Source organism: Nostoc sp., assembly GCF_036917975.1.
Lineage (GTDB): Bacteria > Cyanobacteriota > Cyanobacteriia > Cyanobacteriales > Nostocaceae > Nostoc.
This window is the reverse complement of sequence record NZ_JBALEJ010000073.1, coordinates 61,286-73,204: the sequence shown is the minus strand read 5'-3', so window position 1 is coordinate 73,204 and position 11,919 is coordinate 61,286. Positions and strand designations below refer to the sequence as shown.

Sequence of the window (11,919 nt, the reverse complement as noted above, 5' to 3'; positions counted from 1 at the left end):
GTATAAACCCAGTTGCTTCAAGGCTATGAAAGGGAGTGGGGAGTAGGGAGTGGGGAGTAGGGAAACTAAGAAAGCTTTTCCGAAAAGCGGGGTTTCAACCAATATGCGATACAAGGATTTTTTCTCTGACGAGATGCTGTTCGCGTTCGCGCCACTTGCAGGCGTTAGCGTGTAGCGGGACGTACCCCTACGGGGATCTTGCTACGCGGTAGCGTCTCTAAGAGTTGTACGGCTTTAAACCTAAATCGAGGGCTAGTTTCTTCCCCTACTCCCTACTCCCGCCCCGAAGGGGTAGTAAAAAAGAATGTAGAGACGTAGCAGTGCTATGTCTCTACAAAGGTTCTGGATAACGCATATTTAATTTCACCAGATGTCTAGTGATTTGACCGAAAACGACTCATGATACAAGCCCCTAAATTTATTTATGGGGATCATTAATTTTGAATTTTGTTAGCGTAGCGTAAAGCCTTCTCTACGAGACGCTACGCGAACGGCATGGCTTGGCTTAGAGCGAGTCCGCGTACCCTTTCAGGGAAGCAAGCTACGCTTTTAGCGTCTCGTAGAGAGCGTCATTTTGAATTTTGAATTCGGAGCGTTCGCCCTTGGCGTCTCGTAGAGAAGCGACGTGACCTTAACGCAAAGCTCTGTCAGTGACTAATATTTGTAAATTAGCGAGAGCGAGATTGTAATTCACAATAGCTGTAACTCGATTACCTTCTGCTGTTGTCAGGGCACTTTCAGCAGCAATCACATCTGTTTGAGTGTTCACACCAGCTTCGTAGCTCAACCTTGCTATATCCAGAGCTTCTTTAGCTTCACTTAAAGCCAGAGTAGAAGTTTGCACATTCTTTAAATTGGATTGTAATTGAAAGTAGTACTGTTCTACATTAAAGCGAATTTGGTCGCGCTGGCTAGCAAATTGAGTCTCTGCGATCGCAATATTCGCTTTCGATTGATCTGCACTTGCTCTGGCTGCGCCCCCATCAAACAAAGTTAGACTTGCTTGAATTCCTGCTGAATAGCCATCAGTAATGCTCATGCCATCATTAAACCGATCTAGCAGATTGTAGGCACTTACCACACTAATTTGCGGCCCTAGCTGTGAAAGTGCCTGTCGTCGCTGTTGCTCGTAAATATTACGTTGTGCTAAATATTGTTGCAATTCTGGACGATTTTGAAACGCTTGGATAATAGTTTCTTCCATTGTTGGCTGCCAAAGACCTGCTAACTCTACAGGATCTCCGGCGGTGATATTAACTGACTGTGACAAACTTAACGTAGTTGCAAGCTGACGACGGGCAATTTGCTGCTGCGAGATAGCATTAGTCAGGGTTTGTTGGGCATTTGCTAAATTTACCTGAGCTTGTAGCACATCAAAGTGCGTACCCACTCCAGCTTCTTCTCTGGCTTGAGTATCCCGGAAACTAGCCTGGGCACTGTCCACAGCAGACTGACTAATTCTTACTTGTTCATCTGCTTGTTGCAAATTGTAGTATTGAGTCGCGGCATTCAACCTAGCTGTCAAATACTGAGTTTCAACATTAAATTGATTCACAAGTACTTGTTCTTCAGCCGCTTGGATTATTGATTGTCGATTCCCCGACGTATAGAGATTATAATTCAGTTGTGCTGAAGCATTAAAAGAAGTGCTAGCTGGAGATGAATTGCTAGTAAAACCATTACCACTATTAGTCACATTACTGCTGATTCCCAGAGTCGGAAATAAGGCAGCTTGAGACTGACGTAAGGCTGAACGACTGCCTTCTAGCTGTAATATGGCTACCTGTAAGTCTCGATTGTTGCGCTGTGCTAGTTCCAAAGCTTGTGCCAAACTGATTGATACAGTTTTCTGAATTTTCACTTCTTCCGGTTTGGTAGGAAATTGCAGAGGATTGGGATTGGGGTTGAGGTAATCGGGAACCTGTACAGAGGTTGGGGAATTCTGCGGTTTTAGGGGAGTTGCTGCACCTGCTAAAGTTGGAAAAAGAATAGCGATGCCTGATGGTAAGGCTACCGCCAACGCTACCCTAACCCAGGTAGAATGCACGAATAATAAGCTGAAATTCATAATCTAGATATGGTCATGAATCGGGTTTCTTTGAGGATACAATCAAAAGTTTTCATCCTGATTGACCTACAGAGGTTTAAATTTGAACTTCCTCCTCAGAGGGTTTATCTTAACAAATTAGCTGACAATCAAACCATCCTGAACTCGAATAATCCTTCTGGTTTGAGCAGCAATATCTGGCTCATGAGTAACAATCACAATCGTGATTCCTTGGTCATTAAGTTCAGTCAGCAAACTCATCACCTCATGGGAAGTTTCAGTATCTAAAGCTCCTGTTGGCTCATCTGCCAAAACTAATGCAGGTCGGTTGACCAAAGCACGAGCGATCGCTACTCGTTGTTGTTGTCCGCCAGAGAGTTGACTAGGACGGTTACTTATGCGTCCCCCTAGTCCTACCTTTTCTAGGGCTTCTAATGCCCTTTCCCGGCGTTTTGGCTTGGGCAAGTTAGCGTAAACCATTGGTAACATCACGTTTTCCAATGCTGTCGCCCGCGCCAATAGGTTAAATTGTTGGAAAACAAAACCGATTCTTTGGTTGCGGATATAGGCTAATTCATCATCATCAAAAGTTGTCAGGTTTCTGCCTTCAAAAATATAGTCTCCAGTTGTGGGACGATCCAGACATCCCAAAATATTCATGAGCGTGGACTTACCAGAACCTGACGCACCCATAATCGAGACGTATTCCCCTTCTTCAATAGAGAGTTGAATTCCCTTGAGTATTGGAACACTAACTTCTCCCAAGTGGTAAGTTTTAGTAATAGATTCCATCCAAATCATTGTTGGCATAAGGGTTAAAAGTTAAAAGTTAGGAGTTTGGAGTTAGGAGTTACGAATTACGGGAGCATCCCAAATGTGCAAAAACCTTGATAGCCCTCATCCCCTAACCCCTTCTCCCAAAGATGGGAGAAGGAGAACTAGAGTTAATGTCTCCCCTCTCCCAAAGATGGGAGAGGGGCTGGGGGTGAGGGAAAAGATTTAAGCAAAATTGGATGCTCCCCGAATTACGAATTACTCAGTCGCTTCTTAAAGCGTTAATTGGATCTAATTTAGATGCATTCCTTGCTGGAATTACCCCGGCGATTAAGCCAACGGTTAACGAGAGTCCAAAGCCAGCAATAATCGACAAGAAAGAAATTATAAACGGAAATTTGAAAATGCTTGAAGCTATAAAGGCTAATAAAATACCAACTGTCATACCAATACATCCGCCGACAATGGAAATCACGATCGCTTCGGCTAAAAATTGATTGAGAATAGCTGAATTAGTTGCTCCTACGGCTTTGCGAATCCCGATTTCTCGTGTCCGCTCAACCACAGAAACTAGCATAATGTTAGCAATACCAATGCCACCAACCACCAGAGAAATTCCCGCGATCGCTACCACCATTACTGTAAATAAACCCACAACACTAGTGAAGGTACTAACAATATCAGCTTGATTAGTCAGCCGAAAATCATCAGCTTGTGGCGGATAAATGTTATGACGCAGGCGTAAGAGATTGGTAACTTGAAACTGAGCAGCTTCTAACTGCTCCTGATTAGCGCCTTTGACTAAAATTCCATTTACAGAAACGCCTACTAGGGCATTGTTCCCAACTAGTCTCTTTGACATAGTAGTGAGAGGGATGAAAATCTGGTCATCTCGATCCATCGGTCCCTGAGAACCTTTAGGTTCCATCACCCCAATCACTTCATAAGCCTCTCCCTGAATCCGAATTTTCTCGCCAATGACATTGGCTCCTTGGTCAAAGAGTGTTTTTTGGACTGTGGGGCCAAGAATAGCCAGCTGTGCGGCAGTATCTAGTTCTTCTTGAGTAAAATATCTCCCTTGTTGGGGGTGAGTATTTCTGACTTCTGGGTAGTTTAAATCTGTGCCATAAATGGTTGTTGAGGTATTCTGTCCAGCATAGACAACTTGGGCGCTGCGTTGGAGATAAGCAGAAACCATCTGTGCTGATGGCGCTTGTGTAGCGATCGCTTTAGCATCTTCCCAAGTCAAGGTACTGCTAGAACCGACTCCTTGACGGACATTCCCACTTCTAGCCGCACCCGCCAAGATTTGGATGACATCTGTACCCAATGCTTGTATCTGTTGCTCAACCCCCTTTTGTACCCCTTGACCGACAGAAGTAATGGCAATAACTGAAGAAATCCCAATAATCACGCCCAACATAGTTAGACTTGTGCGTAATTTATTACTCCACAGAGTCTCTGCCGCCATTGTCAAGATTTCCAGAAACGGTACTGTGCGGGTATTCTTAGTTTTGGAAAAGCCCTTAAATATCTTAAACATAAGGTTTTATTTAAAGAAGAATGCAGAATTCAGAATCCAGAATTCAGAATCAATTAGTGGAGGAATTAAACCCACATATTTATCCGCTAGTCAAACTTGAATTCATACTATTCATACTGAATTCTGACTCCTGACTCCTGAATTCTTTATTGTTAAAACTAACTTTAAGGGGAACCACCGCCAGAACGACCTCCGCCGCCACCAGCTCCTCTTCCGCCGCCGCCACCACCTCCACCCAGACCAGGGAAAACCCCTCCTCTTGGTGTTGATTGCGGGCGCGATCCTGGTGGGAAACTGAGCAATACCCTTTCGTCTCCTGTCAATCCAGACTTAACTTCGGTAAAGTTATTCGCAGTGACACCAGTCTCAATGGGAGTAAACACAGGTCTGTTATTCTTTCCTGCCACAAACACACCTGTGGCATTTTCTTGGCGTACCACTGAGGCCGTTGGTACTACTAGAGCATTTTCAACTTGACCGACTTGAAAATCTACTTCTGCATTCATCCCAGACCGCAGTAGTCTTTGAGGGTCTGAAAGTGATACTCTCACTTCAAAACTGGTAACGTTTTGCTCTACTATTGCTTGGGCAGCAATTTGGCTGACTTTACCTTCAAAGGTCTTTCCTGGGTAGGCATCTGCTTGAATCGAGACTTTTTGACCAAGGCTGATTTTGGAAATATTTGTTTCTGCTAAATTGGCGACAACTTCATTTGTGGAAGCTAAAGACAAAATTGAAGAAGAAGAAGAAGAAGCTACATCACTGCTGGCGGTTGTGGGGGTCACGAAAGCACCTGGATCGGCATACTTCTTTGTCACCACACCATCAAAAGGTGCGCGAATCACCGTATCACTGATTTCGGCTTGGATGTTTTGCAAGGAGCCACGAGCAGATGTTACCTGGGCGCGGGCTGCGTCAATATCTTCTTGGCGCGTTCCGGCTTTCACAAGTGCCAAAGCTTGCTGTCTCTGTTTGACTACAGCTTGTGCTTGGTCAATGTCTTCTGGACGTGACCCAGCTTTTTGTAACCCCAGTGCTTGCTGTGCAGCATTTACATTGGCTTGGGCGCTATCACGATCGGCACGGCTTTGGTTGAGAGTCTGAAGGGAAATACCGCCTGCTTTGTAAACTTGTTGATTGCGGAGAAAATTATCTTCTGCTTTACTTAGAGCAGCTTGAGTATTTTGTAACTGTGCCTGTGCTTGGGCAATATCTTGAGAGCGATTACCTGCTTGTACTTTTTGCAGATTGGCCTGGGCTTCGTCTAATGCTCCCTGTGATTGAGCAATATCTTGAGGACGATTACCTGCGATCGCTTTTTGCAAATTCGCCTCGGCTTGTGCCAATTGTCCTTGAGCAGAGGTAAGTTGCCCCCGCAGGTTGGAATCATCCATATAAGCGACAATCTGTCCTTGTTTGACGAGATCCCCTTCTTTAGCGAGTAGGCTTTTCAAGATACCGGAATTTTTCGGACTGAGGTTAATTGATCGCTCAGGTTTGATCGTTCCGTTCGCTGAAACTGTAATTGTTAAACTCTGCCTTTCTACAGGCTTTGTCAGTACCCGGCGTCTAGCTTCTTGACGGGGAACAACCGTTACTTGGTAATAAACGGCATAGCCAATTCCACCCAACAGGCAAAGAGCTATTAACCAAGAAAGCCAATTACGTCTGCCTTTTTTTTTCTTTACCTCTGGAAGTGGAACTGGGGAATCTACGGTATTTGGTGTATCAACGTTCATGTCCATGCTTTCTATAAAGAACGGCTACCAAGCTAGTTATTTACGCCTAAAACTATAGCCTGGTAGCCATATACTGGCAATTTCTTGGGTTTTTAGTGTTTTCACAAAAAAGAGTTTAAGGGCAAAATCGCAACACTTTAAAGATTTATTTGGATTAGCGGTCTAGGAGCAGGAATTACGTAGCCAGGAGCAAAAAATTCCAGATGGGGACCAAGAATAACTCCATCAGGAAGTCTGGAGTAACCATTACGAAGTCTAACTACGTCTCTAGCAGGAATAATTCTCCCATTAGCCAATCTGAGATCACCATTACGAAGTCTGGCTGGTCTGCTACTGTATTGATTGTCACGGTTCCAATTATCCCGATCTCTAAGGTTTCTGACTTCTCTAGAATTGGTTCTGCCGTCGCGGTTCCAGTCTCCAGAATTGGTTCTGCCGTTGCGGTTCCAGTCTCCAGAATTGGTTCTGCCGTCGCGGTTCCGATCTCCAGGATCGGATCTGCCGTCGCGATCGCGATCTTGCTCCCTTTGAGCAACAACCTGGACTTTCGTCTGGGCATTTGCAGGCGCAGTCAAGAGAGTGGGAACAATGATCAAGGCAGCAGCAGCTAAGACTATCGATACACGGTTTGGTTTCAACATACAATTGACTCCTTATTTAGATTCAAGTTCTATTGTACTTAGGTTCCGATTCAGCAATTTAGACAGTTGCTTTTGTTTTGGCATCAAGATGTCTAATATTTACCTCATCGTATAAATTCATACATATTAATTATTACTCAAAAACTCTAAACCGATGTATGACCAAAGTCATTAGTAATTCCAGACTGGTGTATGACTAAAGTCATAAGTTTTTCTAATGGGCATTGGGTAAGGTGTTGTGATTATAGTTTGCACATTGAGGCGGCAGGGGAGCAGGGTGCAGGGAGCAAGGGAGAGGATCTACAGGTTTTGCCTAATCATGCAAGTGATGCAATTTGCAGGCGCAACAGCTTATTAGACATCTGGTGAAAATGAATGTAGAGACGTAGCAGTGCTACGTCTCTACAAGGGTTTTGGATAACGCATATTTAATTTCTGGAGATGTCTATTGGGAAAGAGGAGGTAGAAGTTCTTCAATTTTGAATTTTGAATTTTGAATTTTGAATTTTGAATTGATTTCTCCCGCCTCCCTTTCCCCAAGATTGGTAAGATTTTGCTACCGTCAACAGCGCAGATCGTTTAAGCTAGCTGAAAGATTCTTTGATTAGTGGCTTAAAGGCGGTAGTGTGCCTAAACATGTACGTTTGATTTCTTTTCTAATGATCTGTAGTTTGTGGAGTATGCCAAAAGCCGCTAACGCGCAGGCATTAATACCCCATACACTGCAACTAGATGCGACAAAGTTAGAGAAGCAGGGGTTGAGCTTGGCACAAGAGGCGGCTCAACTAGCTCAGTTTCAACAGGTTGACTTAGCTTTGCCACGAGCGCGGCTGGCTAGTCAGCTGGCTCCTGGGAATGATAAGGTGTGGTTGCTGTTAGGTGGATTGCAACTGCAAACTAAAGAGTTTGACGGGGCGATCGCTAGTCTAAAAAAAGCGCAATCTATCAACCCCAAAAATGGTGATATTTTGTTTGCCTTGGGTTCAGCTAATTTTCAACAGAAAAATTACCAAGCTGCTGTTGTCAATTACCAAGATGGTTTGAAGTTAAAACCCAATGATCCAGAGGGTTTATTTGATTTGGGTAATGCCTACTATTTGCTGGGTCGATTACCAGATGCGATCGCCCAGTACGATAAAGCAGTCTCCCATGATAAAAAATTCTGGCCAGCGCTTAACAATATTGGCTTAATCAACTACGAACAGGGTAATATCCCCGAAGCGATTAAGCGATGGCAATCGGCTATAAGCCTTGAGAAGCAAGCCGCAGAACCTCTATTAGCCTTGGCAGTGGCACTCTATACTAAAGGCGATCACCAACAAGGACTAACCTTGGGAGAAGCTGCACTCCGTATCGATTCGCGCTATGCTAATTTGAATTTCCTCAAAGAAAATCTTTGGGGCGATCGCCTCCTGTCTGATACGAAAAAATTCCTAGAATTACCCCGTATTCAAGCAGCCCTACAGCAAAGAGAAAACTCATCATCAGCGCCTACGCCTAGAAAACAGCCTACTCAATAGGAGTAGGGAGTAGGGAGTAGATGGGAAAGAGGTAATTTTTCATTCTCCCCATTCCCCACTCCCCATTCCCCATTCCCCATTCCCCATTCCCCTCTTGCTTAACAGTACCTTTTCGTAGTACATATATACTAACAAAACACAGGAACCATTCGCCCAAAAACATTGTCGGGCGAGTATTCCTGAAATAAGTCGTTAATTCTCAGTGTTAGTCTGTGGGTAAAAGTGCGATGATTTGGTCAACAAACAGTTGATGGTCAACAACTGGCTTAGAAATGTAGCCATCAGCACCGCTTTGCTTGAGAAAGTTCTCGCGATCGCCTTCCATAGCATGTGCCGTCACCAAAATCACAGGTAAGTTTGCTGTTTTTGGATCGGATTTTAACATCTGTGTAATCTTGATTCCATCGACAGACTTACCTTGGTAAACACTTCTGGACAGAGAAACATCCATCAAAATCAGGTCGGCTTCTCCTGATTGGGCAATTTTTATGACTTCTTCGACATTTTCAGTGTGTTTCACACCCAAGCCGCCACGCTTGGACAAAATTTTGGAAAAAACACGAGCATTAATTAGATCGTCTTCGACAATTAAAACAGTTTTCATGAGAATTTTAGTTATAGAGGTGAGGAGATTCAAGAATTCCAGAATTCAAAATTAACAAATGTAATCATTGTAAGTATCATGGCTACTAAGTTTATGTAGATTATACTCGTGTGCATCCTTTTTAACTGGTCGCGGTGATAGGAAGTATTCGAGCGTCGGAGTACCCTGCTATACCTATATGTTAGGGGCAGCAGGAACGCCGCTCCGGGACTGGGTACTCAGGACTAAGAAAACATTCCAAAATCTGGGAGGGTTCAGAGCAAATTCCATAATTTTTCCGCTGATTACCCAATCCCTAATCCCCAGTCCCCAATCCCTTTTACATCCTCGTCATCAAGGATGATACTACTGCTTTTTTTCTGTGACTATCAAAATTTTGTTATGAACCTCATTTCATCCGTTATGCTGTGGTTGCCGCAGTGTTGAGTTCCATCGGCTTTTGTGTAGTTAAATTTCAGGGAAAAAACTCATGGCAAAACAGTTAAACCTTCTCTCAACGGGACAGGTAATTCCAACAGCCCTGCATACCGAGATGCAGCGGTCTTATCTAGAATATGCCATGAGCGTGATTGTCGGGCGAGCGCTACCAGACGTGCGTGATGGCTTAAAACCAGTGCATCGCCGCATTTTGTATGCAATGCACGAACTTGGTTTAGTACCAGATAGACCCTATCGAAAATGTGCCCGTGTAGTGGGTGATGTGTTGGGTAAATACCATCCCCACGGCGACCAATCAGTTTACGATGCTTTAGTCAGGCTGGTGCAAGACTTTTCTAGCCGCTATCCCTTACTAGCAGGACACGGTAACTTTGGCAGCGTCGATAATGACCCGCCGGCAGCGATGCGCTACACAGAAACGCGCCTTGCACCCATCAGCCATGAGGGAATGCTGACAGAAATTGGGGAAGAAACTGTGGAATTTGTCGGGAACTTTGATAATTCCCAGCAAGAACCAACAGTGTTACCTGCTCAGTTGCCGTTTCTGTTGCTTAATGGCTGTTCTGGTATTGCCGTAGGCATGGCGACAAATGTACCACCCCATAACTTGGGGGAAGTTGTCGATGGGTTAATTGCCTTAATCGACAACCCAGATTTGCCAGATGAAAAATTATTTGAGCTAATTCCAGGGCCAGATTTTCCCACTGGTGGAGAAATAATTGGTGAGGCAGGAATTCGGGAAGCATACACCACAGGTAAAGGTGGAATTTTGCTGCGGGGAGTCGCAACTCTGGAAGAAATTCCAGCCAGCAGGGGAAGCAAGCGCCGGACGGCAATTATCATTACAGAATTGCCTTATCAAGTGAATAAGGCTGCCTGGATTGAGAAGGTCGCGGACTTAGTAAATCAAGGACGCTTGCAAGGAATTTCCGATCTCCGGGATGAGAGCGATCGCGAAGGGATGCGGGTAGTAATTGAACTCAAACGCGATACCAATCCCCAAGAAATTCTCCAGCATTTATATCACCAAACTGCTTTACAGATGACTTTTGGGGCCATTCTTCTGGCAATAGTGGATGGACAACCCCGCCAATTAAGTTTGCGTCAACTGTTGCAGGAGTTTTTGAGTTTCCGGGAAGAGACGCTGAACCGTCGCTACAATTACGAGTTGGGTAAGGCTCAAAGTCGTGTGCATTTGGTGGAAGGTTTGCTGAAAGCGCTGTCTAATTTGGATGAGGTAATTCAAATTTTACGGCAAGCTCCCGATGGGAGTACGGCAAAAATTAACCTTTGTAGCCAACTAGATTTAAGTGAGGTACAAGGAGATGCAATTCTAGCGATGCCGTTGCGCCGCCTCACTAGTTTAGAACAGCAAAATTTGCAGCAAGAATTTGAGCAGATCAGCGGACAAATTAGCTTGTTGGAACAATTACTCAACGATCGCCGCGAATTATTGAAGGCGCTGAAAAAAGATTTGCGATCGCTCAAGCGCAAGTACAACGATCCCCGACGGACGAAAATCGGAGAGGAGCAGAAGTCTAAAGCAGACGAGCAGAAGAACAAAGGATCAGAAGATGATGAAGACAATCCAAAATCCAAAATCCAAAATCCAAAATTAGAAGAGCCAGTAGAAGAAGCGATTTTAGAATTTACCCAACGGGGTTATGTCCGCCGCACTCAGCCATCTGGGAGAAAGTCAAAAGCTGAAAATGGTCTACATGATAATGACTTCATTATCCAAACTGTGTTGACCGACACCGGGAAAGATTTGCTAATACTAACTGGTGGGGGCAAAGTGTATCCGGTGAATGTGGGAGAAATTCCCCCAACTACTGGACGTTCTCCACGCGGAAAACCTTTGATTACGATGCTCAGTAGTACTGCTCAAGGCGCTCAAGAAGCTGTAGTCAGCCGCTTTTTGCTGCCGGAAAATCTTGAAAATAGGCAGATGATTCTCCTAACAAAACAAGGACGAATTAAGCGTCTGTCTTTGGAAGAATTTACTAACCTGACTCGGCGCGGCATCACGATTTTGAAGCTCAAAGACGATGATGAGTTGTCATTTACCCAATTCACCGCTCCAGGAGAGCATCTGATTTTAGCTAGTTCCGGTGGGCGAGTGTTGCGTTTTGCAGTTAATGATGAACAATTGCCGGTCATGGGCCGCTCTGCGATGGGTTTACAAGCATTTCGGTTACTGAAAAATCAGCAAATGGTTGGCTGTGTGACTGTCGGGAAAGATGACCAACTGCTGCTAGTTACTCAAGAAGGATATGCCAAGCGGATAGCTGCAAGTCAGTTAAGAGCGGCTAATCGCGGCGATTTAGGCACGCAAGCGCTGAAATTTGCTAGCAAAACTGACAACTTAGCTGGTATGGTGATGGCGATGCCAACTCTTGGAGACGCTACGCGTAGCTTGCTTCCACGAAGTGGTACGGCGGGCTACGCCAACGCATCTGGCGAGGTAGCCTTAGTGACGAATAAGGAACGGGTAGTGCGAATACCTGTGGAAACAGTGCCGCTCTTAGGTAGAGATGTCAAAGGTGAAAGCATCCTCCAACTCAGCCGCGATGAAAAAATCATCACTGTTGCTGAAGTGCGATCGTAAATTAA

Annotated in this window: 8 protein-coding genes; 2 read left to right on the top strand and 6 right to left on the bottom strand. The window is 44.7% G+C overall.

Features of this window, described 5'->3' with window-relative positions:
- Positions 1–631 precede the first annotated feature (631 nt).
- The 5 genes from V7K76_RS26160 to V7K76_RS26140 all read right to left on the bottom strand — a co-directional run bounded on the left by V7K76_RS26160 (position 632) and on the right by V7K76_RS26140 (position 6,744).
- Complete coding sequence (locus tag V7K76_RS26160) at positions 632–2,068, bottom strand: TolC family protein (protein ID WP_334777446.1); 1,437 nt, start codon at positions 2,066–2,068, stop codon at positions 632–634.
- 117 nt (positions 2,069–2,185) lie between these two features.
- Positions 2,186–2,857 (bottom strand): ABC transporter ATP-binding protein, encoded by a 672-nt coding sequence (locus tag V7K76_RS26155; RefSeq protein ID WP_334777445.1) that lies wholly within the window; start codon positions 2,855–2,857, stop codon positions 2,186–2,188.
- Between the two features lie 226 nt (positions 2,858–3,083).
- On the bottom strand, positions 3,084–4,364 hold the full coding sequence (locus tag V7K76_RS26150; RefSeq protein WP_334777444.1) for an ABC transporter permease: 1,281 nt from the start codon (positions 4,362–4,364) through the stop codon (positions 3,084–3,086).
- 164 nt (positions 4,365–4,528) lie between these two features.
- The gene (locus V7K76_RS26145) at positions 4,529–6,103 is read right to left on the bottom strand and encodes an efflux RND transporter periplasmic adaptor subunit (protein ID WP_334777443.1); all 1,575 of its coding nucleotides are present in this window, start codon (positions 6,101–6,103) and stop codon (positions 4,529–4,531) included.
- A 137-nt stretch (positions 6,104–6,240) separates the two neighbouring features.
- Entirely contained in the window at positions 6,241–6,744 is a 504-nt protein-coding gene (locus V7K76_RS26140; protein ID WP_334777442.1) for a hypothetical protein, read from the bottom strand.
- A 626-nt stretch (positions 6,745–7,370) separates the two neighbouring features.
- Here V7K76_RS26140 and V7K76_RS26135 point away from each other — a divergent pair.
- Positions 7,371–8,264, top strand: coding sequence for a tetratricopeptide repeat protein (locus tag V7K76_RS26135; RefSeq protein ID WP_334777441.1), 894 nt, complete (start codon positions 7,371–7,373; stop codon positions 8,262–8,264).
- A gap of 205 nt (positions 8,265–8,469) precedes the next feature.
- Here V7K76_RS26135 and V7K76_RS26130 read toward each other — a convergent pair whose 3' ends face one another.
- Positions 8,470–8,868, bottom strand: a complete 399-nt coding sequence (locus tag V7K76_RS26130; RefSeq protein WP_292847718.1) for a response regulator — start codon at positions 8,866–8,868, stop codon at positions 8,470–8,472.
- Positions 8,869–9,337: 469 nt separating this feature from the next.
- Between V7K76_RS26130 and gyrA the strand changes: the two genes are divergently transcribed.
- Positions 9,338–11,914, top strand: a complete 2,577-nt coding sequence (gene gyrA / locus V7K76_RS26125) for a DNA topoisomerase (ATP-hydrolyzing) subunit A (RefSeq protein ID WP_334777440.1) — start codon at positions 9,338–9,340, stop codon at positions 11,912–11,914.
- Positions 11,915–11,919 lie beyond the last annotated feature (5 nt).